The following is a 25,934-nucleotide window of genomic DNA, read 5'->3' on the forward strand; positions in this document are numbered from 1 at the left end:
TGCTTATGAATATGAAGGATGGGTAAAGTGAAACTTTAATCAGTGGGGAGGGTTCATCCCCCGCTGATTATTAGTTGAAACAATCGGACTGCCCGCAAATAGCGGGGTAAAGTGAGGATATAAATGATGTCTATTAAAACAAGGTTTTTATTTTCTTATATCGCTGTCATTTTCGTTTCTATTACGCTTATATTAGTCGCGGGATTTTTAATCGTTTTTTCGATAACAGGTGACTTGGAAGCAGTGAAAAATTTCTATAAAAGTTCTTACATTCAAAAGCCGCTTACACCAGAAGAAGAGAATGCCTATCTTGAGTTGAAGTCAGCCGCCAAACAGCATCAATCTCAATTGTTAGATGAGTCGTTTGTGTCGGCAATAGAAAAAGATGGTGTGAAAATAGTTGTAAGAAAAGGAGAAACACTTTCATATGCTTCAAACGTATTTGAAAGTGTTTCTTTAAAAGAAGCTCTTCCGAAATTTGAATCAGCAAATATTAATAGTCGTGGTACAACGGAACTAGGCGATACATTTTATCGATATGTAAAGTTTGATTTTTATTTTCCTCAGGAAGAAGAAGGGAGTATATTTGTATTAAAAAAGCAAAGTTCATTTGTAGATCTTACGCAAAAATTATTTCCAATTTTGTTCGTATCACTTTTACTGTTAGCCATTTTGCTTATTGGATTATTAAGTTATCTCGTCTCAAGAAGTGTAATAAAGCCAATCTTTGTATTGAAAGATGCGACTGAGAAGATTAAAGAAGGAAATTTAGATTTTCAAATGCCAGTTACATCGCACGATGAAATAGGACAATTAAATCAAGGGTTTGAGGAAATGAGGAAGAGGTTAAAAGAATCGATTGAAGTACAAACGCAGTATGAAGAAAATCGAAAAGAGCTCATTTCAAACATCTCTCATGACTTGAAAACACCAATTACATCTATTATCGGATATGTGGAAGGAATAAAGGACGGGGTAGCAAATACACCTGAAAAAATGGATAAGTACTTAACGACTATCCATACGAAAGCAAGACATATGGATACACTCATTGATGAACTATTTTTATTTTCGAAGCTTGATTTGAACCGAGTTCCCTTTCAGTTTGAAACGGTTGAATTAAATATGTTTATGCAGGAATTAATAGAAGAGATGCAGATGGATTTAAGTAAAGAAGGTATAGAAGTTAACTTACAATTACATGCATCACCACTATATGTAACGGCTGATTGCGAAAAGATCAATAGAGTGATATCAAATTTAATTCATAATAGTGTGAAATACATGGATAAAGAAGAAAAGAAAATTACTGTAACAGTATCGAGTGATAGCAATAAAGTCATTGTGAAAGTAATGGACAATGGGTCAGGTATAGAAACTGATACGCTGCCGTATATATTTGAGCGGTTTTATCGTGCAGAGCAATCGCGAAATTCTAGCACAGGTGGAAGTGGACTTGGTTTAGCGATAGCGAAGCAAATTGTTGAAGAACATGGCGGGGAAATTTGGGCGGAAAGTAAACTTGGGGAAGGTACAAGTATTTTCTTCTCATTGAAAAAAGTACAGGAATGTGGTGAGTAGAATGAAGAGAATTTTACTAGTAGAAGATGAAATAAGTATTGCAGAATTACAGCGAGATTATTTAGAAATTAGTGATTTTCAAGTTGATGTAGAGCATTCAGGAGAAGTAGGTTTACAAATGGCCCTGCAAGAAGACTATGATTTAATTATTTTAGATATTATGCTTCCGAAGATGAATGGATTCGAAATTTGTAAACAAATACGTGCTGTAAAAGATATTCCGATTTTACTTGTTTCAGCCAAGAAGGAAGATATAGATAAAATTCGCGGACTCGGATTAGGTGCGGATGATTATATAACGAAACCGTTTAGTCCAAGTGAATTAGTCGCAAGGGTAAAAGCACATATTTCTCGTTATGAAAGATTATCAGGAAATATAAGTAAGCAACGTGATACGCTATATATACATGGAATCTCTATCGATCAACGAGCAAGGAAAGTTTTTATAAACAATGAAGAAATCGCGTTTACAACGAAGGAATTTGATTTATTAACCTTTTTTGTAATGCATCCAAACCAAGTGTTAAATAAAGAACAGTTATTTGAACGTATTTGGGGATTAGACTCAGCTGGCGATTTAGCAACGGTTGTTGTGCATATAAGAAAGCTACGTGAAAAAATTGAAAGAGACCCTGCTCACCCGCAATATATTGAAACAGTGTGGGGAGCTGGTTATCGTTTTAACGTGTAATGAACCTGCCGAGTAATTGGCAGGTTTTTTTATGTTATTCGAACGAAAAGGAAATAATAGGTAATTCGTGTTAACATATAAAGAGAGATAAAACATAGGAGAGCATGAGAGGGCGTGCTATATTTTGGGAGATATATTAAAAGATAGTAAATCAAACAAGGCTTTAAGAATCGGGATTAATATTATACTTGTTTTATTATTAATAGGTGCGATACAAATGTTTTATGATGACGATTATACGAATGATCATTTCGGTGGGGTATTTATGATAGTCTTTTTTTGAATTAAAATAATTTCTAGTTTTATGATAAGTTTAAAAGAAGGAGATAAAAAGGCAGTATATATTGATTTAGGCTTAGTGGTTTTTTCTGTTCTTCTTTTAGTTGTTACTAGTGTGAAATATTTCTTTTGAAAAAGCTCATAGTCTTGTAGAGGCTGTGAGCTTTTTGTCATTGTTTAGAGTTCTTTAATAATGACGGTGGCGTAAGGATTTATAAAATGTTTGAGTAGTAGAAGTAAAATGAGTAGCTTCTTCTAAAAAAGGATAATGATTACTCTCTTCAAATGTCACAAAAATAGAATTAAGTATGCCCCCATGCATCTCGATAGAATACTGAATCGGGCACTGTACATCATGTCTTCCGCATATAATAAGTGTCTTTGTTTGGATGAAAGGTAAATATTCTCGTAAATCAAATGCTGGATATTCATGAGAAAAAGCATTCATCCGACTAGCTGACATTGTTTTTATGATTGGTTTACAAAAATAAGAGTTATAGTTTTCTGGTTTATACAATGATAATTTTGTTCTCTTAGTAGATAGTTCTTTCCGTTCTTCACTTGTAAGGTGAGGGCTTTTTAAGGTTTCGATGAGCTGTTGCATATAATGAAACTGAGGATGTTCCGGGTGATAAATACAAAATGGTGTTTCCGTATAGTTACTTGCTGCGGCTCCGACGATAACTAATGATTGCAAGGAAGTAGGATATGTAATGGCATATAAAAGTCCAAGCATACCGCCTGTTGAATGACCAGCGAAATGCCATGTTGGAAGTTGTAAAGCTTCTCTTATTGCTTCTAAGTCGTGAATGGTTTCAATCATACTTAATTCATTTTCTGACTGGGCTTTTGCAGAGTTACCAGCGTCTCGTAAATTAATGAGGAATACACGATGCGTGGTAGTGAAAACATCCGCAAAGTAATCTCCAGTTTCATTGAATTGTGAATAGTGGTGTGTAATGCAAAGCGGTTCGCCATTTCCTTTTGTAAAGAGTTCGAATGCGCCGCGTTTCGTGTTAATTATTTGTTGTGTCCACATAATATCACGACCTTTCCTCATAAAAATTGGGACAGACTGTTATGAAATGAAAATATATCAGCGAATCTCAAAATATATCGGCGCAACTCAAAATATATCAGCGATTATTAAAATATATCGACTTACCGACAGAAACCGACAATAAATAAAAGGAGGCTGTTCAAAAACGAGCCTCCTTTTTGTTTAGTATAAAGATTTTGTCATATTATTCCGAATAATTTCAAGGGATTTCGCTACAGTTAATGCGTTCTTTTCTTCAATTTCTGGTTTACGGGGGATAGGTTTATACATGTTGTCTGGGTCTTCCCATGTGAGGGGAAGTTCTGTTTCGGCTTGTCCTTTCCAAGCGTCAATCCATTCTGGAGGGAGATAACCTGAGATGTTTTGGATGTTGTTCATTTCGAGCCAAATAAGTGCCCAAGCTCTTGGGACGACGCGCCAGTGGTCATAGCCACCGCCGCCGACAGCGATCCAGCGACCGTCGCAATATTCATTGGCGATTTCGCGAGCGAGCTTCGGTATTTCACGGTAAATATTCATCGTCGCGCAAAGGTGTGTAAGTGGATCATAATAATGTGCGTCAGCGCCATTTTGCGTTAAAATAATATCCGGTTTAAAGTATGCTGCAACTTCTTTTACGACAGTTCGATATGACTCTAAAAACGATTCGTCTTCTGTAAAAGCATCGAGTGGAACGTTAAAAGAATAACTATAGCCATTACCTTGTCCGCGTTCATTTACAGCGCCAGTTCCAGGGAATAAATAGCGCCCAGTTTCATGTAGTGAAATAGTGCATACGTTAGGATCGTCATAAAAAGACCACTGTACACCATCACCGTGATGAGCATCTGTATCGATATATAGGACGCGTAAACCATATTTTTTCTGTATATATTTCATTGCGATGGAACTATCGTTATAAATGCAAAAGCCAGAAGCTTTACCGCGGAAGCCATGGTGTAAGCCGCCGCCTAGATTGAGGGCGTGCTTTACTTTTCCGGAAAGAACAGCGTCAACAGCTGTTAACGTACCGCCAACGAGTAACGCACTTGCTTCGTGCATATTTGGAAACATCGGTGTATCTTCTGTTCCGAGTCCATATGTCATCGCAATCGATTTTTCTAACTTACCTTCTCCAGCACGTTTTACCGCATTTATGTACTCCTCTGTATGGACGTAGGCAATCTCTTCATCTGTAGCCATCCGTGGCGGGATGACTTGAGAGGGAGAGATAAAACCGCTCTTTTGTAATAAATCATACGTAAGTGTGACGCGCAGTTGGTTAAAAGGATGATCAGGGCTAAACGAATAGCCCCGAAAGTCATCCGAATAAATAAACGCGCTACTCATGCTTGCATCCCCATAATGTTCGGCCATAATACGCGGTAGCCTTCTGCTTCAAGTGCATCAATCACTTTTAGCGGATTCATCGTTTGAATGCGGAAAACGAGTACTTTATCATTCTCATCTTTTGCTGGGTAGACGAGAACGCTCACGATATTTATTTGTAAATCACTAAAAATAGCAACGACTTTTCCGAGAATACCAGGTTCATTTTTTACTTGAATTTCAATTTGTGAACTTGGTTGATGTGCTCCTGTTAATTTCACTAACGTGTGCAAGACCGTAGATTCAGAAATGATTCCAACTAACTTCCCAGCCTTTGTAACAGGGAGACAGCCAATTTTATTTTCAAAAAATAACGTAGCAATTTCCTCAACGAAATCAAGAGGATGGCAAGTCATAACAGGATGTTTCATAATAAGTTCAAGTGGTTGCTTCAGCATATCGAGTGAAACTTGTTCATCTAAAATAGACGGACTTGCATCTCTTACATCCCGATCAGAAATAATGCCTACGACATGATTGTTTTGATCGACAATTGGAATGTGCCGAATGCCTTTCGTGCGTATTGTTCGGATTGCTGTTTCAATTGTATCGTTTGGATGTAGTGTCACTACTTTTTGATTCATAATTTCTTCTACAATCATTCCAGTTGCCCCCTTTATTAGTACATAAAACGATTGTGAAAACGTAGACGATCGAATGCTTGAATGGAATCCGTATCGACGCGTTTGCCGATGCGAACCATTAAACAGTTAGCGGGGTGTGAACAAATTTCAGGATCGTCTGTAGCCATCCATTGTAAACCACCGGCATTCATCATTTTTTCCATTACTTTTCGGTATTCCCAAACATTTAAGCCTGTTTGTTTTAAATCCCAGTGCCAATAATATTCAGTCGTTAATATAATGTAATCTTCCATATGATCGTCCATCATTGAAACTTCTAATAAGTTTTTTCCGACAGAGCAACCGCGAAAGGCTGGGACAACTTCAATCGCACCAAGTTCAATTAAGTTTTCAATCTTTCCTTCTGACCATCGCTCGAGCGGATCAGGATACAAGTATGTAACATATCCAACAATCGTTTGGTCATGTCTAGCAATAATGAGACGAGCTTCTGGTAACTTAGAAATTTCGACAATTGCTTTATATTGCTGCTCGGCAGGACGAAACGCAATTAAGTCTGGATGGAATTCATACATTTCAAGATTATGTGTAGAGACAGGACCTTCAATAATTAAAGTGCCTTTCGCTGTTTTTAAGTTTCTGGCATTATATATTTTTTTATGAATCAATTTATTGCTCACCACCTTGAGGGTTTGTGAATCTATTAATATCGTACTTTATAATATATGCGATGTGAATCGAATTTTGTCATTAAAAATTTGTCTAAAAATCAACAAATATACTGAAAATTTTAAATAATATCATTATAATAGATAATAGAATACATAGGAGGGGGATGTAAAGTATGAAAGTGGAAACGCTTCCTGTCATTAAAGGAGAAAATAATTTGCCGAATTATGAAGAGGCATACGCGAATTTTAACTGGGAAGAGGTTAATAAAAATTTTACTTGGAATGAAACAGGCCGAGTGAATATGGCGTATGAGGCAATTGATAAGCATGCGAAATCCGATCGAAAGAATAAAGTGGCACTTTATTATCAAGATGGATCGCGAAAAGAGAAATATACATTTAAGGAAATGAAGGATTTTTCTAATAAAGCAGGAAATGTCCTGAAAAACTATGGCGATGTTGAGAAAGGCGATCGCGTTTTTATTTTTATGCCACGTTCCCCAGAATTATATTTTGCACTTTTAGGTGCAGTGAAATTAGGGGCAATTGTTGGACCATTATTTGAAGCATTTATGGAAGGTGCAGTTCGCGATCGTTTAGAAGATAGCGAAGCAAAGGTGTTAATTACAACTCCTGAATTGTTAGAGCGCATACCATTAAATGATTTACCAGCTTTAAAAACTGTCTTCCTTGTTGGAGACAATGCAGAAGAAGGTGGTAAACTTGTAGCGTTCAATCCTTTATTTGAACAAGCTTCAAAAGAATTACATATCGAATGGTTAGGCCGTGAAGACGGTTTAATCCTTCATTACACATCTGGCTCTACTGGTAAGCCAAAAGGTGTCCTTCATGCACAAAACGCAATGGTTCAGCACTATCAAACTGCGAAGTGGGTACTGGACTTAAAAGAAGATGATGTATATTGGTGTACAGCTGACCCAGGCTGGGTAACTGGAACAGCTTACGGTATTTTCGCACCGTGGTTAGTAGGGGCATCAAATGTTATTTTAGGCGGGAGATTTAGTCCAGAAGCGTGGTATGAAGCACTGCAAGATTACGGTGTAACAGTTTGGTATAGCGCACCAACAGCGTTCCGTATGTTAATGGGAGCTGGACAAGACGCAATTAAAAAATATGATTTATCACAAGTGCGCCACGTATTAAGCGTTGGTGAGCCGTTAAATCCAGAAGTAATTCGCTGGGGTATGAACGCATTTGGACTTCGTATTCATGATACGTGGTGGATGACAGAAACAGGTGGACAAGTTATTTGTAACTACCCTTGTATGGAAATCCGTCCAGGTTCAATGGGTAAACCAATTCCAGGTGTGAAAGCAGCGATTGTTGATAATGAAGGAAATGAAGTACCTCCATACACAATGGGTAACTTAGCAATTGGTAAAGGTTGGCCAGCTATGATGCGCGGGATCTGGAATAACAAGCAAAAGTATGAGTCTTACTTTATGCCGGGCGATTGGTACGTATCAGGTGACTCTGCATATATGGACGAGGATGGATACTTCTGGTTCCAAGGACGTATTGACGATGTAATTATGACGTCAGGTGAGCGCGTTGGACCTTTTGAAGTAGAAAGTAAACTAATTGAGCATGCTGCTGTTGCAGAGGCTGGTGTAATCGGTATTCCTGATCCGGTTCGCGGCGAAATCATTAAAGCATTTATCGCGCTTCGAGCAGGATACGAGCCATCAGAAGAATTAAAAGAAGAGATTCGTCAATTTGTAAAAAAAGGCCTAGCAGCTCATTCAGCGCCAAGACAAATTGAATTTAGAGATAAATTACCGAAAACGAGAAGTGGTAAAATTATGCGCCGCGTATTAAAGGCGTGGGAGTTAAATTTACCAACAGGTGACTTATCGACGATGGAAGATTAAGAGAGAAAGGTCTGAACGAAAAACGTTCAGACCTTTCTTTTTTTATGGTATCATAAACTTATATATACGAGTTAAAGGGGATAGTGGGATGAAAACAGAAAAAGAAAAGATGATATTAGGAGAAATGTACATACCGGCTGATCCAGTTTTAGTACGAGAGAGAGCGCAAGCACGTGTATTAACGAGAAAATTCAATGATACGTCAGAAGTGCAATTAAAAGAGCGTAGCGAAATCATAAAAGAATTATTCGGAACGACAGGAGACAATATTCATCTTGAATCTTCTTTTAGATGTGATTACGGTTACAACATTCACGTTGGCGAAAATTTTTACGCGAATTTTGATTGTACGATTTTAGATGTATGCCCAGTAACAATTGGAGTGAACTGTATGTTAGCTCCAGGTGTTCACATTTATACAGCAACACACCCGCTTGATCCGGTAGAGCGCATAAGTGGGTCAGAATACGGAAAACCAGTTACAATTGGTGATAACGTATGGATTGGCGGAAGAGCGATTATTAATCCAGGTGTAACAATTGGAGACAATGCAGTTATCGCATCTGGAGCCGTTGTAACGAAAGATGTGCCTGATAATGTAGTAGTTGGCGGGAATCCTGCAAAAATTATAAAAAAAATAAAATAATATTTGAACGCATTGCCTTCCTCGTCTGTATACATTTATGAAAGAATAGATGAGGGAGGCTTTTATATGTCTAATAAGTTACTTCTTACTTTTGCTTTAATCGGAATTATCGTCGTATTTTCTTGTGGTCTGTTATTACCAATACCAATTGGATTTAAAGTTTCAATGATTACAGTTGGAGTCATAATGATTGTTATGTTTTCAATCATTATTCCGTTTGATAGAAAACATATAGTACGAAAAAAAGGATATAAAATTGATTTTACAAAAACAAAAGTGTATTTTCGCTGGAATGTATTTGATACGATTTCGGCTTGTCTTGCAGTGTATGCATGCATATGTGTGCAAGCATTAAATATTTTAGTGTTAAGTGGTCATACAATACAAAACTCATATGTTCAATTTTTTACGCTTCAATCACAAGCGTGGATTATTGTCGCAAGTGTATATTTAATTTCCCGCATTTCGTTAACGTTAAAAGGAATAAAGGAGATCAAAAATCATGGCGCAGATTGGGATTGAGGAAGAGCTCATGCTTGCGTACCAAAAGGGAGATAAGCAGGCTGGGGAAAAACTATATGTTTTAATCAAACCAGCGCTATACACATTTTTATATCGATTTAACCGAGATGAACAATTAAGTATCGACCTCGTGCAAGATACGTTTTTGACGCTAGAGCGTAAGAAACATATGTATGAACCTGAAAAAGGAAAAATTAAAACGTATTTATTTCAAATCGGTTATCGGCTTGTGATTAATAAATTAAATAGAAGAAAAAAGTGGCGTACGCTTTTGCCATTTTTAGTACCGATTCAGGAAAAAGAATTTTCTCACGAAGATCGGCTCACAGTAAGAGAGGCAATTTTGAAAGTTCCTGAAGAACAGCGGGCTGTCCTTATTCTTACTTATTATCATGATATGCAGCAAAAAGAAATTGCAGAGATATTAAACATTCCGATTGGAACAGTAAAATCGAGACTTCATAACGGAATAAAGAAATTGAAACAATTGTTGGAGGTGGATGAAATTGAGCGAAAATCCCTTTAAGAGTGAATATAAATTACAGCAGCATTTAGATAGTGACCATGTAGAAATACCAGATTTTCCAAAAACGGTAAGTCGCTTTGATCGATTAATCGGATTTCTTGGTTCTCCAGCGAAAGATCCTGTGGAGGCGACGATTGGGAATGATTTATCGGTTGTGTTTCATGTATCGTTATTAGTTGGTGTTCCAATTCTTTCTCTTATTACGATACTCTTTATGGCGTTGTAAAGGATTGATAAGGAGAGAAATCCGGCCCTTATTTGACACGCCTATATAAATGATGGTATAAAGAAAAGTATATGAATAATTGAGCGTGGAAAGGGAGAAGTAGTGATCATTTCCCTGTTTTAGAGAGCTGATGGCCGGTGAAAATCAGCACATAGATGATCGCGAATTACGCCCCTAGAGCATCTTTTTTCGATTGAATTGTATTCAAAAGGGAAAAGACGGTGCTAAGCCGTTATGTAAATAAGGTGGTAGGCTTTTTTTTGCCTGCAACTAGGGTGGTAACGCGATAATCAAAATCGTCCCTTATTTAAAGGGGCGATTTTTTTATGTTTTCAACCTTCACGCCAGTAATGAACTTAAAGGAGAGTATGTAGGATATGGGTATTTTACAAGATCTTGAATTTCGCGGTCTAATTAATCAACAAACAGATGCTAAGGGCCTTGAGCAATTATTAGAAAAAGAAAGTGTTAAATTATACTGTGGTTTCGACCCGACAGCGGATAGCTTACACATCGGTCATATGTTACCAGTATTAATGTTACGTCGTTTCCAATTAGCTGGTCACCAACCAATCGCACTTGTTGGCGGAGGAACTGGTATGATCGGTGATCCAAGTGGTAAAAAAGCAGAGCGTACATTAAATACGAAAGATACAGTTGCTTACTACACAGAAAGCATTAAAAACCAACTTTCAAACTTCTTAGAGTTCGAAAACGTGGACAACCCAGCAACAATGGCTAACAACTATGATTGGCTTGGTAACTTAGATGTAATTTCATTCTTACGCGATATCGGTAAAAACTTCGGTTTAAACTATATGTTAGCAAAAGATACAGTAGCTTCTCGTTTAGATACTGGTATTTCATTCACTGAGTTTAGTTATATGATTTTACAATCATACGACTTCTTAAACTTATACCAAAACCATAATTGCCGCCTACAAATCGGTGGTAGTGACCAATGGGGTAACATTACAGCTGGTCTTGAATTAATCCGTAAATCAGAAGAAGATGCGAAAGCATTCGGTTTAACAATTCCACTTGTTACAAAATCTGACGGTACGAAGTTTGGTAAAACAGAAGGCGGCGCAATTTGGTTAGACCCAGAGAAAACAACTCCTTACGAGTTCTACCAATTCTGGATTAACACAGATGACCGTGACGTTGTTAAATACTTAAAATATTTCACATTCTTATCTCATGAAGAAATTCTTGAGCTTGAGAAGCAAGTAGCTGAAGCACCAGAAAAACGTGCAGCACAAAAAGCATTAGGTTCTGAAATGACAAAACTTGTTCACGGCGAGGAAGCATTAGAGCAAGCGATTAAAATTTCAGCTGCATTATTCAGCGGTTCTGTAGCAGAACTTACTGCAAATGAAATCGAGCAAGGATTCAAAGACGTACCATCTGTAGAACGCACTGCAGAAGATACAGTACTAATCGACTTACTTGTAGAAAGCAAAATTTCTCCATCAAAACGTCAAGCACGTGAAGATGTAACGAACGGCGCAATCTACGTAAACGGTGAGCGTACACAAGCATTAGACTACGTTGTAACAGAAAACGACCGCATCGAAGGCAAATTCACAATCATTCGCCGCGGTAAAAAGAAATATTTCTTAATTCGTTACTAATCAGAAACGAATATATAACAAATAATCCCCCGAATTGTAGGCTGAAAAGTTTATGATTCGGGGTTTTTTATGTATGGATTTAAATCGCCGGATCTTTTCTTTTAAATAGAATATAAAGAATTAATATAAGTATATAAAGTAAACTAATTAGCATAACGATAAATGCTGTTGGATAAAATTTTGCCGCATATATAAAGAAATCGATTTGATAAATATCTTGGTAATTTGAAACGGTGCCTTTAAAATAATTCGTAAACTTAGCGCTATATTTCCATTCATCAGGATAATCGATTAAATTACTCCCCTGATACCAACTCATAAGTGCTGAAGTAATAAACAGCATAAATGAACTTCCGAGTTGAACCATTTGGTTTATTGTCAAAATGAATTCACCTCCTATTTTATGGTTATTATAGCGTGCATTCATATTCCTGTAACCTTTTTGTTGTAATCTCCTTTTCGAGTTCATACGGAAATCACATGTAAGCGGTATGATAAACGTATAACAAATAGAAAGGAGTGGTAAAACAAAATGTCACTAGAAGCGCTCATTATTTTTTCTTTGCTAAATGCGGGTCAGCTTGCAGAGAACACGAAGGTTGATATACATAAAGAGCAGAAAGATGCTTATGTATATGTTCAAAAAGAGGAAAATAAATAACTTTAATATATATAAATAAAAGCTACTCGAAGTAACTGTTTAGTTGTCTTCGGTAGCTTTTTCATTTGTGTAGTTTTATTTGTGTGAGAGTTAGCTCTTCATTATTCCAATTTAGGAGTTTATTTTACAAGGCTGCTTCTGAATCCCATACTTCTACAAATTCAAAACCTTTTAAATTACTTTCTAAAATTGCATTTCTCAGTTCATCTGATACGAAAACAGAAGAAATATGTAATGTTTCATTTAAGTAAACTTTAAAAATTGTTTGGTTCTTAACCATATAATATTAAGTCCCCCCTGTCAAAAAATAAAATTTGTCCTCTGGGGAGGATAGGTAGCGTAGGGGCACATCAATAGTTGCACTATTTTTTTAAAAATGAAGGGGGGGTGAAATGTCTACGAAACTCTGTAAGTATTACATAATAAAAGCCACAACTCATGAAAAGACCTTCTAATATATTGTTAGTTTATTGATTAATATTCTTTGTCCACTTTTCGTAACTCTGATTGTGTAAGCCCATATGTCTCTGTTGTACAACCTGCTAACAACATAACAGGAATAGCTAAAGCTAATAGTTTACGTTTCATTGACATATACCTCTTTGTGTTATTTCTTTTTACTTAGTTCTTTTGTTGCTTTGTCTACTATTTCAGAAGCATCGTCTAAATTCTTTTTAGCGAATTCAATTGCATCTTCATCATTCTCTTCTAAACCTGTTTGCATTTTCTCTACCCCTGATTTCGAGAATATCATTGCTTTAGTTACTTTTATTGGTGTTTTATTGTCTTCGGCTAATGGATAATCTAATTTATCAATCTTATCAATTAACTCGAAATAAGGTTTTGATAACTCTTTTAACTTTTCAGCTTTCTTCTTATTAGACTTTCTGCTATCTACAAGGTCTTGTATTTCTTCCGTTTGTTCCGTGTAATCTTTAAGTAAGTAGGTTGCATTCTTACCATAGTCTTCTTTCTTGTTTTCTTTAACAGAAGCTTCCATTACTTCGTCTTTCTTTTTATCGTTTGACTCACAACCTACCCCAGTTATTAACAACATCGGAATCGCTAAAGTTAATAGTTTACGTTTCATTTTCACATACCCCTTTTGATATATTTATTGCTCTAGTTTTTCTATCTCATTTAATGTTGATTTTAGGTCGTCTAAACCATAATTTAGAGATACCTTACTGGCTTCAACTTTTGCTTCATCATTTGTGTCTAGACCTATAAATACCCCATTTAGAGATGGTACAATTATTTTCATTTCATCAATCAGTTCATCTTTGAAGTAGCTATAGTCAGTAGGTGCTTTGATTCCCGTTACCTTATCAGCTTGTTCTTTTACAACTTCATACTGTTTTCTTAACTCTTCTTTGTTCGTCTTTAATGTCTTATCTTTTTCGATTATTGTTTTAGTACCCTCTACTGCATCCATAAACTTCTTAGATTGTGTGCTAATCTCTTCTTTAAACTGACTAATAGTTACTGGAGGTTTAACATCTGAAAATACTTGATTGCCCTCATACTCACGTAACTCAGCTAATGTTAAATTTGCCTTTTCTTCTTCACTTAATACTGGTTTAACCTCGTCTTTCTTAACTTCTTCTTCTTTGACTAATTCGTTTTCATCTTTTGATTCTGTTTCTAATACCTTTTGTTCCTTATCTTTTTCCACATCTATAGTTTCTTGTGTCTTAACTTTATCCTTTGACTCTGCATCTTGTACACTGTCAGTCTTTCTATAATCTTCAACTTTTACATTATCAGTCTTCTTCTCTTCTGCATTGTCCTTAGAACATCCTACTAAAATAAGTGGTAATGCTAAAAAACATATTAGTTTCCTTGCTTTCATTATGTATACTCCTTTTTAAATGAATTGTAATTAATTAACATATGAAACCATAACATAAATTACATGAATAAGATATACAAATATCCCATCCTTAAGAGAAATTTTGAGTGTTTGAACAATATGAAAACATGTATTACGGTGTAGAGAAGCCCGCACTGCATGCTTTTTGAAAAAATCCCCTTATTGGTTCCTCGGCGTTTGGGAGCTTTTTATGCTTCCATAAACTCTTTATCAAAGAAGTTGTTTACGCAACTTATTATTTTTGTAAAGGTATTAACATGCCTCAAAGCGAACTTATCCCTATTCAAACTGAAAGGGCGATTAAATGATAATTAGAGAGGGTATTGAGGTGACTGGAATAACTTTAGATGGCTATGAATTACCGATTTCAGAAGGTTTCTCTGACTTTCTACTTCGTGAGGGATATTGGCGAATTGGTGAGGAAGTAGAAACGATTAATTATGATGAAGTTTTGTCTTGGAAAACGGAAAGCTACATACCAAATTTATTTATAAGGGAAATAAAAAGAAAAGAGGTGAATCGGATGGAGAAAGAACAGATCATTCATGATGAAAATTGATATGTGGTAAAAGTAATTCTTACAAAAGAACAATGGAAAAAGTTTTTAACACCGTTGATACCAGCTGCACGGGAGTTAATCCTACAAAGGAGATTGGAACAGCGAAATAAGGAAAATGAATTGAAAAATATGAATGAGGCTAATGTTAATGAATAACTGGACTATTGAGATTACAGAAGAAAAACTACGTAAATTAAAGCCAATATTCGAGAGTATCTTGTCTAGGGAACATAGTAAAACAATTAAAATCACGTCACTAACAATGGGTGGGATGACAATTAAAGATGAGGAATTGAAAGAAGGTAAATAATATGTTTGATATTAAGATAGATGAACGTAAAATTGAAGAACTTTTCTTGAAAGAGTTACGAAAACGTCTAGATCAAATTGAACAAAGAAAAACATTCTGGGATATGAAAGAACTATGTAAGCAAACGAGTATGAGTGAAAACACAATAAAGGAGAAATTCTTTTATGATGAACGTTTTCCGAAATACAAAATAGGTGGAAAGTGGTATTTTCCAGTATTAGAAGCAGAGAGTTTTTTGCTTATGTGGATAAAAGAACAATGAAACATTTTGAAGAAAAGAAGGGCTAATAGTTATTAACTACAAATAAGATAAATGTACTATGGATCTACAGAGCTTTTTATTATTTTGTTTACATTTACCCATTTCTATACACACGCCAGCCATATGTTTTTTTGCCCCAATCTAGCCCCACTTAGCCCCAGGTACATTCTTTTTTATGCCTTATTTTGCATTATTAATAACAAATAAAAAAAGCCCAGGCCCCTTGATAAACAAGGTTCCTAAGGCTTTTAATAATACTCTTTTCAGAGTACCGAGATTAACGAGAGTAGAACTCTACGATTAATGCTTCGTTGATTTCAGCTGCTAACTCAGAACGCTCAGCGTGACGAGTGTAAGTAGCTTCTAACTTATCAGCATCGAAAGTTAAGTATTCTGGTACGAAGTTGTTAACTTCGATCGCTTCTTTAACAACAACAAGGCTGTTAGATTTTTCGCGAACGCTGATAGTTTGACCAGGTTTTACACGGTAAGATGGGATATCTACGCGAGATCCATCAACTGTGATGTGACCGTGGTTTACTAATTGGCGAGCTGCACGACGAGTGCGAGCTAAGCCCATACGGTAAACTAAGTTGTCAAGACGAGCTTCAAGAAGGATCATGAAGTTTTCGCCGTGCTTACCAGGCATTTTACCTGCTTGGTCAAATGTGCGACGGAATTGACGCTCAGTCATGCCGTACATGTGACGAAGTTTTTGTTTCTCTTGTAATTGTAAACCGTATTCTGAAAGTTTCTTACGTTGGTTAGGACCGTGAGGACCTGGTGCGTAAGGGCGTTTTTCTAATTCTTTTCCTGTGCCGCTTAGAGAGATTCCAAGACGACGAGACAGTTTCCAAGCTGGACCTGTATAACGAGCCATAGTTGACTCCTCCTTTAAAAATGTTTTTATTTACGTAAAATAAAAACAGACGTAATCGATATTTACGGGCATTTTGTTTTCATGTACCTTCGCTCCAGCAGCAGGGAGTTACGAGATACACCTCCGTAGAGGAACAAAATACAAACGATAAACTCACATTACAAGGCTGCCTTTTTATTTTACACAAACGCTATTATATCTTTTACCCAGAGTTTCGTCAAGCGACTCCCTTTTTGTTTTATGCATATAAATTTTGGAAATTAACAAGAAGGAATTTAAAACAATATAAAAGAAGAGATAGAAACAGAAATAAAACGCTTACATAAAATATGGTAAAAACGTTCATCAAATTTTTGTTGATGAATATGCGGCAGTAAAAACATAAAAGGGGATGTTTTTATGAAAAAGAAGCATATGGAGACAGCGTTAATTCATCACGGTTATACATCTGAGGAACATAAAGGAAGTTTAACACCACCTTTATTTCAAACGTCTACATTTACATTTGAGACTGCACAGCAAGGAGAGGCGAGTTTTGCGGGAGTAGATCCATCTTATATTTACTCAAGACTTGGAAATCCAACTGTAAAATTATTTGAAGAACGTATGGCGGTGTTAGAAGGAGGAGAAGAAGCACTTGCTTTCGGATCCGGTATGGCAGCTATTTCAGCAACTTTAATTGGTTTTCTAAAGGCTGGAGATCATATTATTTGTTCAAATGGATTATATGGATGTACTTACGGTTTTTTAGAAGTGTTAGAAGAAAAATTTATGATTACGCATTCTTTTTGTGATATGGAGGCAGAGGCTGATATTGAAAATAAGATTCGCCCAAATACAAAGCTTATTTTCGTTGAAACACCGATTAATCCGACAATGAAATTAATTGATTTAAAACAAGTGATTCGGGTTGCGAAGCGAAATGGCTTACTTGTCATTGTCGATAATACGTTTTGTTCACCTTATTTACAAAGACCGCTTGAACTCGGCTGTGACGCGGTTGTGCATAGTGCGACAAAGTATATTGGTGGTCACGGTGATGTTGTAGCGGGTGTAACAATTTGTAAAACGAAAGCGTTAGCTGAAAAAATTCGCCCGATGCGAAAAGATATCGGCGGTATTATGGCGCCATTTGATGCATGGTTATTGTTACGCGGATTAAAGACGTTAGCGGTAAGAATGGACCGCCATTGTGATAATGCAGAAAAAATTGTATCGTTCCTAAAAAATCATGATGCGGTAGAAGGTGTTTGGTATCCAGAAGGGGAACTAGCATCTCGCCAAATGAAACGGGGCGGCGGTGTGATTTCTTTTTCGGTAAAAGGTGGGAAAGAAGAGACGCAAGCGTTTATCAATGACCTTCACTTTATTACAATTGCGGTAAGTTTAGGAGATACAGAAACGTTAATTCAGCATCCAGCGACGATGACGCACGCTGCGATTCCAGCTGAGTTAAGACAAGAAATGGGCATTTATGATAATTTAATACGCTTATCTGTCGGTTTAGAATCGTGGGAGGATATCGTTTCTGATTTAGAGCAAGCGTTAAAGAAAATATCTACGGTTAATCAATAAAAAAAGAACTAGCTATCGGTTTCGTACGTGATGTACTCAATCGATAACTAGTTCTTTTCCTTTTACATATGTTTTAGGAGTGTTTCCACAAACTTTTCTAAATAGCGCTGATCTACTTCGTCAAAACGATTTTTTTCAGGACTATCGATATCAAGTACACCGATGACAGTGCCTTCTTTCACAATTGGTACGACGATTTCTGAATTCGAAGCACTGTCGCAAGCGATATGTCCTGGGAATTGGTGAACATCTGCTACAAGCTGCGTTGTTTTCGTTTCAGCTGCAACGCCGCAAACGCCTCGTCCAAATGGAATGCGCACGCAAGCAGGCATTCCTTGGAATGGTCCAAGAACAAGCTGATTTCCTTCTGTTACATAAAAGCCAACCCAATTAACGCGATCTAAAAATTGGTTTAATAGTGCGGACGCATTTGATAAGTTTGCGACTACGTTTGGTTCGCCAGTTAATAATGCATCCAGTTGTTTGATTACTGTCTCATATTGCTCTTCACGAGATCCTGCATAACTTTCTTTTGTAAACATGGAAACAACTCCCTTTTTATCGAGATGTGTAAAAAATTAGCAAAATACGATGTATTTCACATGACTTTGTCGATAGAAAATTAAAGGAATTTGTCTTAAAAGTCAAGAAATTTAAACTATAGCTGTTCAGTGAGAGGAAGTGAGCGCATGAAGCAGACGAAACAAAAAGTAATTGATGCGGCAATATCGTTGTTTAATACGAAAGGTTATGACGGGACATCGGTGCGAGACATTGCAAAGCGAGCGGATGTGAATGTAGCGAATATTTCATATTATTTTGCTGGAAAGCAAGGGTTATTAGAACAGCTGATTACTGATTTTTTAGAAGGATATATTCATGTAATTGAAACGTCATTTGAACAGAGCGAATATTTATCGGCTAAAGATGTGATGGTGCAAATGGTGCGCGGGATTTTACGATATCAATTTGATAATAGAGAACTGACACGTTTTTTTTATAGAGAGCTTTCGCTTGATACGACGTTAATTCGTGAAGTGATGACCGTTTATTTTTCTAGAGAAAGATATTATATAGAGCAAATCATTAAACAGGGACAAATGAAACAAGAGTTTAAAAAGGTATCTTTTACAATGTTTATGACGCAATTAAAAGGCATGATAAATATGCCGTTTTTATATCCGCAATATATATCAGAAGTGTTGCATTCTTTTCCGTCCGAGACATTTTTCCTAGAAATGTACACGAAAGAAATTGAACAATGGATGGAACAAACATTATATAAAGCGAATATGTACTATGAATGGCCAAGAGCTGTTCATATGTGAAGAATCCCCACCTAACGAACTGAGGTGGGGATTTTTATGTCTTGTTTTCTTTGCCATAAATTGTTGCATAATAGCGCAATAATTGTTAATGAGGCGCCGGTAATTTCAATTTTGTCGACTGTATAACCTCGAAAGGTGGAACCGATAAGTGCAAGTACAGGAACTAAATTCATAAATAATATGCCGTTAATAGATGAAATATATCGATTTCCCGTGTTCCAGCAAAATACAGCGATAACGCCGGCGATAATCGACATATAAAAGAGTTCAAAACGAACACTCCTAATTGTACGTAGTGACGGTACAGTAATTACGTTTGTGTAAGTTAAGAAAGTGACAATAATGATGAGTGAAATTGAGCCGAATAAACAAGTTAACGTCGTATACCTGAGTGGTGACCAAGATTGAAAACGAGTACCACCGTTCGTGTAAATTACCCAGCAAGTAACGCCGCATAACATAAATATATTTGTTGATAAGTGGCTTGCTACTCCAAATAATAAATGAATATTTCCTTTTGAAATGACAAGCATAACACCGAGTAATGCAACGAACATACAAAGGAATGTGTAATGCCCTGGGCGGCGATTTTTCGTTATCCACTGCAGTAATAAAGCGATAAGTGGCATAAGAGACTGAATCATAGCCGCATGGATTGCTCCGGAAGGTCCGGCAAGTTGTTGGCCGTAAAAAACGAGAAAACCGTATCCAGCGAAACCGACTGTTCCGTAAAAGAATAAAGAAAGTGTTCTTTTTTCTAAGCGGAGTGAAGTTTTTCCTTCAGCGATTAAGAGAAGTATAAGGAAAATAATAGCTGCTGATCCATATCTAATAGTTGTGAAGAAGAATGGATCGATAAATTGCAAAGCATTCGCCATTACAGGAAACATAAATCCCCAAGCAGTTACGGCAAGTAAGCAGAGGATGGATCCGAGTAGCATTTGTTTTTTGTCCAAGAGTATCATTCTCCTTTACATTTCGTTATAGTAAGTTGATGAAATAAGTATAAAGATTGATTTCTTCTAAGAGGAAATATCGATTTTTTATGACAGTTATAACTTTTTGTTAGAGGTGTGTACGATGGATTTGGAGGCAGTACGATCGTTTATTGAAGTAAAGCATACGCGAAGTTTATCAAAGGCGAGTAAGCTTTTACATATTTCCCAACCAGCGCTTAGTAAACAAATTCAAAGGTTAGAAGCAGATTTAGAGGTTACTTTACTCAAGCGTTCTGCTCAAGGAGTGGAGTTAACAGAGGCTGGAGAGTTATTTATAACAAGAATGTTACCGATTTTGGAACAAATAAGTGAAGTGAAAACGGAAATGAAGGGATATCAAGAGAAGCAGAAAATTTCAATCGGTATATTGCCGAGTTTAGCGGCTCATTACATATCAAAGTGTAAAGACTTATTAGCGGATACATATGAAGTGGAATGGCAAATTGAGCACACGAAAGTATTAATGGAATTATTTAAAGCGCGAAAAATTGAAGCGATGTTTATTGATTCAGTAGTAGAAGGCGCTACGTATATAAAAGAAATGCGGGAAGAAAAAATCGTTTGTGTTGTTTCAAATGATCATCCATATAAGGAGAAAACGGTAATCCGAATAGAAGAGTTGCAAAATGAAAAGTTAATCGTATATCCAGAAATATGTGATGTAAGGAAAATGATTATGAAAATGTTTCACGGTATAGGTACGAAGCCGAACATTGCAGTTGAAACTTCTTATGCAGAACCGATGATTGCGATGGTAGGAGCTGGACTGGGTATAACATTGGTTCCGGAAACAGCTGTACAGCAAGCGGTAATGCAAGATAACGTGCGTGCGATTTCTGTAGAACCACCACTAATGCGAAAGATTTATTTCGTATCTCATCTGAAAGAGTGCTCTTTATTGCATTCATTTGAGGCTGAAGAATAAAAAAAGCGGAATGTTAAGAAAGATTACAAGTGCATTTAAAGAAACATGAAATTTTAAAAAAAACTAGGTCAAAAACACGTCATTACATGGTATGATTAGTACATTGTTAGTTGTTAAATATAGGGGAATTCCCTTTTTATACATAATGCCTTCCATTTCATAAACGGAACGGACAAAAAAAGAGATATAACTAGGAGGCTTTTTTGCATGGATTCTATCCTGACGATCGTTATCATTGTAGTAAGCTCTATTCTAGTGCTGCTCATGATAGAGCTTGTGATAAGAAATCGTTCATATAAAGATATTGAAGCACTAGAGCAGTGGAAACAAGAAATAAAAGATAAACCTGTGGCAGATGAACTAAAGCGGGTAAAAGATTTAAACATGACAGGTCAAACAGAAGAACTGTTTGGTAAATGGCGTGAAGAGTGGGATGAAATTGTATCAACAACTCTTCCGAAAGCAGAAAAAGATTTAGGGCAAGCGCGAAAATTCGCCTCGCAATTCTCCTTCCGCAAAGCAAAGCATGCGATGAAAGAATCCATAAGTGGTTTAGATGACGCTGATAATCGTATTACAGACATTTTAAATGAATTACAGCAACTGTTAGAAAGCCATGAGAAAAATAGCTCGGAAATTGAAGGATTACGTGATACATATCGTAGTATGAAAAAGAGCGTTCTTGCTCATCGACATATGTATGGAGCAGCTGAGCAAAAAATCGAAGAGATGTTAGACGTTGAATCAGAGAAGTTCAAAACTTTTGAAGAGGCAACAGATAATGGTGATTATTTAAACGCGAGAGAAATTGTTATTAGTTTAGAAGAAGGTTTAGCAAGTTTAGAAATCATTATTCATCAAATTCCAGATTTATTAGTAGAGTGTCAAGCGACATTACCAGTTCAGCTGGAAGATTTATTACAAGGTCATGATGATATGATAAGACAAGGCTATGTATTAGAGTATTTGGAAATTCCTAAAGAAGTCCGCGATATGACGACACAACTACACACATGTTTAATGGATATACAAGAGCTTCATATAACTGAAGCAGCAGAAAAAGTAGAGAACTTAAAAACTCGTTTAGACAGTTTTTATGATCAACTTGAACAAGAAGTGCATGCGAAACATTATGTGGAGCAAAAAACACTTTCTGTTTATGAAGATTTAGAAGAAATTCGCACTGAAACAATTGAAACGAAAGCAGAAACACAACTTGTAAAACAAAGTTATCAATTACAAGACAAAGACATTGAGTCACAAAAAGTAATTGAAAAGCAAATGCATATTTTAATGAAACGTTTTGAAGTGTTGCAAATACGCGTTGCTGAACAAGATATCGCATTCTCTATTATTCGTGAGGAACTAGAAGAGGTTTATGAGCAATGTGAAACTTTAAAAGTACTTCATGCAGAATATAAAGAAATGCTGCAGACGATGCGTAAAGAAGAATTTGAAGCGCGTGAGAAATTACAAGAAATGCGAAATACAATTTTAGAAACGAAACGCTTTATGCAAAAGTCGAATTTGCCAGGTCTTCCAGAGAGCATTATGGAAGATTTACAAAGAGGACAAATGGCTATGCAATCTGTATATGATCAATTAGAAGTAAAGCCGTTAAATATGAATGCTGTAAATAGCAGTTTAGAAGAGGCGTACACAACTGTTAATGGTGTATCTGAAATGACGGAAGAGTTAATTGGACAAGCATATTTAGTTGAAAAATTAATTCAATACGGTAATCGTTACCGCAGTCATGATGAGAATCTTGCAGAAAGCTTAGATTATGCGGAGAAATTATTCCGTGAATATCAATACGATGCAGCTTTAGAACAAGCGGCTTCTGTACTAGAGCAACTTGAACCTGGCGTTGTTCAAAAAATAGCTGAATATGTAGACAATGAACAAACCCTTTAATAAAGGGTTTGTTTTTTTGTGTAATTTTGGAGGCGATGTTGCTATAATGAATAGCGGAATACAGTAAGGTTATTCGTTTTAAAATATAACGGAACCTTTGAGTAGTTTTAGCGTAATTACACGTATTTATGATATGATTATACGATGTGACAGCGCTGAAAGGGGAAGAACGATGATCTATTTTGATAATAGTGCGACGACAAAGCCATATCCAGAAGCTCTTCAATCGTATGTAACGGTTGCAGGGAAATATTTTGGAAATCCTTCTTCTATTCATTCGCTTGGAGGAGAGGCAGAGCGTCTATTAACACAATCGAGAACGATTGCAGCGCAGCTCCTTCACGTTAAACCTTCTGAAATTATTTTCACATCGGGTGGAACGGAAGGGAATAACCTTGCGATTAAAGGAATAGCGATGAGGAATCGTTCGCGCGGTAAGCATATCATTACAACAAATATTGAACACGCGTCTGTGTTTGAGGCATATAAACAATTAGAAGATCTCGGTTTTGATGTAACATATTTACCGGTTAACGAGCACGGTGTTGTATCGGTAGAGGATGTAAAACGAGCGCTTCGTGAAGATACGATTCTTGTGTCAATTATTCACGTGAACAACGAGACTGGAGCGATTCAGCCTGTTGCTGAAATTGGAACATTATTATCGAACTATCCGAAAATAAGATTCCACGTGGACCATGTGCAAGGGATAGGAAAAGTACCGCTTGATTTATACGCTTCTCATATTGACCTTTGTTCAATATCTGGGCATAAATTTCATAGCGTAAAGGGGACAGGTCTTCTTTACGTACGTGATGGTGTAAGGTTAGATCCAATCTTATCAGGTGGTCAACAAGAGCTTAAGTATCGTTCAGGAACAGAAAACTTACCTGGTATTGTAGCGATGGTAAAAGCACTTCGTATGACGATGGAGCAAGTGAAAGAAAAGGTAGTTCATTTGCAAAATTTACAAGCAGAGCTTGTCCGTGTCTTTAAAGAGATGGAAGATGTAACGATTAATACGTCACTTGAATATGCGGCACCGCACATTTTAAATGTATCATTTGTTGGTTTAAAACCAGAAGTGGTCGTTCATGCTTTAGAAGAGCATGGTGTATATGTATCAACGAAGTCTGCTTGTTCTTCAAAAGCAAATGAAGTGAGCCGAGTACTAGTGTCAATGGGAATACCGCATGCCGCAGCTGCAAGCGCAATCCGCATTAGTCTAGCACCGGAAAACACGATGGAAGAAGTAAAACAATTTGAAGGTATTGTTAAAGAGACAATGCCAAAATTATATGAAGTGATGAGGTAAAGAAATATGATGACATATGAATATATTTTAGTTCGTTACGGAGAGATGACGACAAAAGGTAAGAACCGTTCTAAATTTGTAAGCACATTAAAAGATAACGTGAAGTTCAAACTGAAAAAATTCCCAAATATTAAAATCGATGCAACACATGATCGTATGTACATCCAATTAAATGGTGAAGATCATGAAGCAATTTCTGAAAGATTGAAAGATGTATTCGGTATTCATAAGTTTAACTTAGCGATGAAAGTACCATCAGAATTAGAAGATATTAAAAAAGGTGCATTAGCAGCTTTCTTACAAGTAAAAGGCGATGTGAAAACATTTAAAATTACAGTGCACCGTTCTGATAAGCGATTCCCAATGAAGACGATGGAATTACTTCCAGAAATCGGTGGGCACATTTTAGAAAATACAGAGGATATCACAGTAGATGTTCATAATCCAGATGTGAATGTACGTATAGAAATTCGCAGTGGTTACAGCTATATTATGTGTGGTGAGCACATGGGAGCTGGTGGTTTACCAGTTGGCGTTGGCGGAAAAGTAATGGTACTCCTTTCTGGTGGTATTGATAGCCCGGTAGCAACTTACTTAACGATGAAACGCGGCGTATCTGTGGAAGCAGTTCACTTCCATAGCCCACCTTTCACAAGTGAGCGCGCGAAACAAAAAGTAATCGATTTAGCACAAGAGTTAACGAAATACTGTAAACGCGTAACACTTCACCTTGTTCCATTTACTGAAGTGCAAAAAACGATTAATAAAGAAATTCCATCTAGCTATTCTATGACGGTTATGCGTCGTATGATGATGCGTATTACAGAGCGTATCGCAGAGGAGCGTAACGCACTTGCGATTACAACTGGTGAAAGTCTTGGACAAGTAGCGAGCCAAACGTTAGATAGTATGCATACGATTAATGAAGTAACAAACTATCCTGTTATTCGTCCGCTTATTACGATGGATAAATTAGAGATTATTAAAATTGCAGAAGAAATCGGAACGTACGATATTTCAATTCGTCCATATGAAGATTGCTGTACAGTATTCACGCCAGCAAGCCCATCGACGAAACCGAAGCGTGAGAAAGCAAATCGTTTTGAAGCGAAGTACGATTTCGCGCCGTTAATTGAAGAGGCTGTAGCGAACAAAGAAACAATGGTATTACAAACAGTAGAAGTAGTGGCGGAAGAAGAAAAATTCGAAGAACTTTTCTAAACCCATAAATTACCACATTCAAATGTGTATGAAGTCATGTTGTTTATCACACTCTATACTCACAAGGAGGTGATACAACATGGCAAGCACAAATAAATTAGCAGTGTCTGGTGCTCAAGCAGCATTAGATCAAATGAAATACGAAATCGCTCAAGAGTTTGGTGTTCAACTTGGAGCTGATGCAACATCTCGCGCTAACGGTTCTGTTGGTGGCGAAATCACTAAACGTCTAGTTTCACTAGCTGAGCAACAATTAGGCGGTTACCAAAAATAATCCCATATACGATGGCTTAGAAAGAGCGGGTTCTCCCGCTCTTTCTTTTTTGTCGTTATTTATCAATAAATCGATATAAATTTATTCAACGGTTCGACATAAATATAAAAAAATTGTCAAAAGAAGAGGGTTCAAAATTTACTGAAAATTCTTTAT

The 25,934-nt window shown here is 36.6% G+C and carries 28 protein-coding genes, 3 pseudogenes and 1 other annotated feature; of the genes and pseudogenes, 20 read left to right on the forward strand and 11 right to left on the reverse strand.

The features are described 5' to 3' along the window. The first annotated feature begins 126 nt into the window (after positions 1 to 126). From JDS80_RS12090 to JDS80_RS12100, 3 genes and pseudogenes are all read left to right on the forward strand, one after another. Entirely contained in the window at positions 127 to 1,581 is a 1,455-nt protein-coding gene (locus tag JDS80_RS12090) for a sensor histidine kinase (protein WP_199638588.1), read from the forward strand. A gap of 1 nt (position 1,582) precedes the next feature. Next, complete coding sequence (locus JDS80_RS12095) at positions 1,583 to 2,272, forward strand: response regulator transcription factor (RefSeq protein ID WP_071748343.1); 690 nt, start codon at positions 1,583 to 1,585, stop codon at positions 2,270 to 2,272. A gap of 124 nt (positions 2,273 to 2,396) precedes the next feature. Then, positions 2,397 to 2,684 (forward strand): annotated as a pseudogene (locus JDS80_RS12100) (hypothetical protein). Positions 2,685 to 2,738: 54 nt separating this feature from the next. Here JDS80_RS12100 and JDS80_RS12105 read toward each other — a convergent pair. From JDS80_RS12105 to acuA, 4 genes are all read right to left on the reverse strand, one after another. Beyond that, a complete protein-coding gene (locus JDS80_RS12105) occupies positions 2,739 to 3,611 on the reverse strand; it encodes an alpha/beta fold hydrolase (RefSeq protein ID WP_199638589.1) in 873 nt (290 codons plus the stop codon). 162 nt (positions 3,612 to 3,773) lie between these two features. After that, the gene (acuC, locus tag JDS80_RS12110) at positions 3,774 to 4,940 is read right to left on the reverse strand and encodes an acetoin utilization protein AcuC (protein WP_199638590.1); all 1,167 of its coding nucleotides are present in this window, start codon (positions 4,938 to 4,940) and stop codon (positions 3,774 to 3,776) included. Beyond that, positions 4,937 to 5,581 (reverse strand): acetoin utilization AcuB family protein, encoded by a 645-nt coding sequence (locus tag JDS80_RS12115; protein ID WP_071748340.1) that lies wholly within the window; start codon positions 5,579 to 5,581, stop codon positions 4,937 to 4,939. The genes acuC and JDS80_RS12115 overlap by 4 nt, the downstream gene beginning before the upstream one ends. A gap of 17 nt (positions 5,582 to 5,598) precedes the next feature. After that, positions 5,599 to 6,231, reverse strand: coding sequence for an acetoin utilization protein acetyltransferase AcuA (acuA, locus tag JDS80_RS12120; protein ID WP_002112293.1), 633 nt, complete (start codon positions 6,229 to 6,231; stop codon positions 5,599 to 5,601). Between the two features lie 176 nt (positions 6,232 to 6,407). On the opposite strand from acuA, the gene acsA reads away from it, so the two are divergent. From acsA to tyrS, 6 genes are all read left to right on the forward strand, one after another. Continuing rightward, entirely contained in the window at positions 6,408 to 8,126 is a 1,719-nt protein-coding gene (acsA, locus tag JDS80_RS12125) for an acetate--CoA ligase (RefSeq protein ID WP_199638592.1), read from the forward strand. Positions 8,127 to 8,214: 88 nt separating this feature from the next. Continuing rightward, the gene (locus JDS80_RS12130; protein WP_199638594.1) at positions 8,215 to 8,772 is read left to right on the forward strand and encodes a maltose acetyltransferase domain-containing protein; all 558 of its coding nucleotides are present in this window, start codon (positions 8,215 to 8,217) and stop codon (positions 8,770 to 8,772) included. A gap of 66 nt (positions 8,773 to 8,838) precedes the next feature. Continuing rightward, positions 8,839 to 9,294, forward strand: coding sequence for a hypothetical protein (locus JDS80_RS12135; protein WP_071748337.1), 456 nt, complete (start codon positions 8,839 to 8,841; stop codon positions 9,292 to 9,294). Beyond that, positions 9,275 to 9,820, forward strand: coding sequence for an RNA polymerase sigma factor (locus JDS80_RS12140; RefSeq protein ID WP_199638596.1), 546 nt, complete (start codon positions 9,275 to 9,277; stop codon positions 9,818 to 9,820). The genes JDS80_RS12135 and JDS80_RS12140 overlap by 20 nt, the downstream gene beginning before the upstream one ends. After that, positions 9,801 to 10,046, forward strand: a complete 246-nt coding sequence (locus JDS80_RS12145) for a hypothetical protein (RefSeq protein WP_029443419.1) — start codon at positions 9,801 to 9,803, stop codon at positions 10,044 to 10,046. Before JDS80_RS12140 ends, JDS80_RS12145 begins: the two co-directional genes overlap by 20 nt. Before the next feature lie 77 nt (positions 10,047 to 10,123). Then, positions 10,124 to 10,353: a binding site (T-box leader), on the forward strand. Between the two features lie 70 nt (positions 10,354 to 10,423). After that, on the forward strand, positions 10,424 to 11,680 hold the full coding sequence (tyrS, locus tag JDS80_RS12150) for a tyrosine--tRNA ligase (RefSeq protein WP_199638598.1): 1,257 nt from the start codon (positions 10,424 to 10,426) through the stop codon (positions 11,678 to 11,680). Between the two features lie 79 nt (positions 11,681 to 11,759). Here the strand turns inward: tyrS and JDS80_RS12155 are convergent, their stop codons facing one another. Then, positions 11,760 to 12,107 (reverse strand): YjdJ family protein, encoded by a 348-nt coding sequence (locus tag JDS80_RS12155; RefSeq protein ID WP_199638600.1) that lies wholly within the window; start codon positions 12,105 to 12,107, stop codon positions 11,760 to 11,762. Between the two features lie 105 nt (positions 12,108 to 12,212). Between JDS80_RS12155 and JDS80_RS12160 the strand changes: the two genes are divergently transcribed. Beyond that, positions 12,213 to 12,341, forward strand: a complete 129-nt coding sequence (locus JDS80_RS12160; protein ID WP_002112286.1) for a hypothetical protein — start codon at positions 12,213 to 12,215, stop codon at positions 12,339 to 12,341. A 124-nt stretch (positions 12,342 to 12,465) separates the two neighbouring features. Here JDS80_RS12160 and JDS80_RS12165 read toward each other — a convergent pair. The 3 genes and pseudogenes from JDS80_RS12165 to JDS80_RS12175 all read right to left on the reverse strand — a co-directional run. Next, positions 12,466 to 12,621, reverse strand: a pseudogene (locus tag JDS80_RS12165) (imm11 family protein); the annotation flags it as partial. A gap of 327 nt (positions 12,622 to 12,948) precedes the next feature. Beyond that, positions 12,949 to 13,431 carry a hypothetical protein gene (locus tag JDS80_RS12170; protein ID WP_199638602.1) on the reverse strand — a complete coding sequence of 161 codons (483 nt, stop codon included), beginning with the start codon at positions 13,429 to 13,431 and terminating at the stop codon, positions 12,949 to 12,951. A gap of 24 nt (positions 13,432 to 13,455) precedes the next feature. After that, positions 13,456 to 14,193: a hypothetical protein gene (locus tag JDS80_RS12175; RefSeq protein WP_199638604.1), complete on the reverse strand. Its 738-nt coding sequence runs from the start codon at positions 14,191 to 14,193 to the stop codon at positions 13,456 to 13,458. A gap of 325 nt (positions 14,194 to 14,518) precedes the next feature. On the opposite strand from JDS80_RS12175, the pseudogene JDS80_RS12180 reads away from it, so the two are divergent. From JDS80_RS12180 to JDS80_RS12195, 3 genes and pseudogenes are all read left to right on the forward strand, one after another. Further along, a pseudogene (locus tag JDS80_RS12180) lies at positions 14,519 to 14,763 on the forward strand (hypothetical protein). A 158-nt stretch (positions 14,764 to 14,921) separates the two neighbouring features. Continuing rightward, positions 14,922 to 15,083 (forward strand): hypothetical protein, encoded by a 162-nt coding sequence (locus JDS80_RS12190; RefSeq protein ID WP_199638734.1) that lies wholly within the window; start codon positions 14,922 to 14,924, stop codon positions 15,081 to 15,083. A 1-nt stretch (position 15,084) separates the two neighbouring features. After that, positions 15,085 to 15,345, forward strand: coding sequence for a hypothetical protein (locus JDS80_RS12195; RefSeq protein WP_151626215.1), 261 nt, complete (start codon positions 15,085 to 15,087; stop codon positions 15,343 to 15,345). Between the two features lie 277 nt (positions 15,346 to 15,622). Here the strand turns inward: JDS80_RS12195 and rpsD are convergent, their stop codons facing one another. After that, complete coding sequence (rpsD, locus tag JDS80_RS12200; protein ID WP_000135322.1) at positions 15,623 to 16,225, reverse strand: 30S ribosomal protein S4; 603 nt, start codon at positions 16,223 to 16,225, stop codon at positions 15,623 to 15,625. A gap of 399 nt (positions 16,226 to 16,624) precedes the next feature. On the opposite strand from rpsD, the gene megL reads away from it, so the two are divergent. Beyond that, on the forward strand, positions 16,625 to 17,800 hold the full coding sequence (gene megL, locus JDS80_RS12205; protein WP_199638606.1) for a methionine gamma-lyase: 1,176 nt from the start codon (positions 16,625 to 16,627) through the stop codon (positions 17,798 to 17,800). Between the two features lie 62 nt (positions 17,801 to 17,862). Here megL and JDS80_RS12210 read toward each other — a convergent pair whose 3' ends face one another. After that, complete coding sequence (locus tag JDS80_RS12210; protein WP_199638608.1) at positions 17,863 to 18,342, reverse strand: GAF domain-containing protein; 480 nt, start codon at positions 18,340 to 18,342, stop codon at positions 17,863 to 17,865. A 147-nt stretch (positions 18,343 to 18,489) separates the two neighbouring features. Here JDS80_RS12210 and refZ point away from each other — a divergent pair, with 147 nt between their 5' ends. Continuing rightward, positions 18,490 to 19,128, forward strand: coding sequence for a forespore capture DNA-binding protein RefZ (gene refZ / locus JDS80_RS12215; RefSeq protein ID WP_199638610.1), 639 nt, complete (start codon positions 18,490 to 18,492; stop codon positions 19,126 to 19,128). Between the two features lie 11 nt (positions 19,129 to 19,139). Here the strand turns inward: refZ and JDS80_RS12220 are convergent, their stop codons facing one another. Next, on the reverse strand, positions 19,140 to 20,084 hold the full coding sequence (locus JDS80_RS12220) for a DMT family transporter (protein ID WP_199638612.1): 945 nt from the start codon (positions 20,082 to 20,084) through the stop codon (positions 19,140 to 19,142). Positions 20,085 to 20,208: 124 nt separating this feature from the next. On the opposite strand from JDS80_RS12220, the gene JDS80_RS12225 reads away from it, so the two are divergent. The 5 genes from JDS80_RS12225 (at position 20,209) to JDS80_RS12245 (ending at position 25,778) form a co-directional block, all read left to right on the forward strand. Beyond that, the gene (locus JDS80_RS12225; RefSeq protein ID WP_199638614.1) at positions 20,209 to 21,051 is read left to right on the forward strand and encodes a LysR family transcriptional regulator; all 843 of its coding nucleotides are present in this window, start codon (positions 20,209 to 20,211) and stop codon (positions 21,049 to 21,051) included. 207 nt (positions 21,052 to 21,258) lie between these two features. Next, positions 21,259 to 22,968, forward strand: a complete 1,710-nt coding sequence (gene ezrA / locus JDS80_RS12230) for a septation ring formation regulator EzrA (protein WP_199638616.1) — start codon at positions 21,259 to 21,261, stop codon at positions 22,966 to 22,968. A 172-nt stretch (positions 22,969 to 23,140) separates the two neighbouring features. Next, positions 23,141 to 24,283: a cysteine desulfurase family protein gene (locus JDS80_RS12235; protein ID WP_071748326.1), complete on the forward strand. Its 1,143-nt coding sequence runs from the start codon at positions 23,141 to 23,143 to the stop codon at positions 24,281 to 24,283. 6 nt (positions 24,284 to 24,289) lie between these two features. Further along, the gene (thiI, locus tag JDS80_RS12240; RefSeq protein WP_098499785.1) at positions 24,290 to 25,504 is read left to right on the forward strand and encodes a tRNA uracil 4-sulfurtransferase ThiI; all 1,215 of its coding nucleotides are present in this window, start codon (positions 24,290 to 24,292) and stop codon (positions 25,502 to 25,504) included. Positions 25,505 to 25,583: 79 nt separating this feature from the next. Then, complete coding sequence (locus JDS80_RS12245) at positions 25,584 to 25,778, forward strand: alpha/beta-type small acid-soluble spore protein (RefSeq protein WP_000168891.1); 195 nt, start codon at positions 25,584 to 25,586, stop codon at positions 25,776 to 25,778. The last annotated feature ends 156 nt before the right edge of the window (positions 25,779 to 25,934 follow it).

It is taken from the genome of Bacillus cereus group sp. N8, from assembly GCF_016483685.1.
Classification (GTDB): Bacteria; Bacillota; Bacilli; order Bacillales; family Bacillaceae_G; genus Bacillus_A; species Bacillus_A proteolyticus.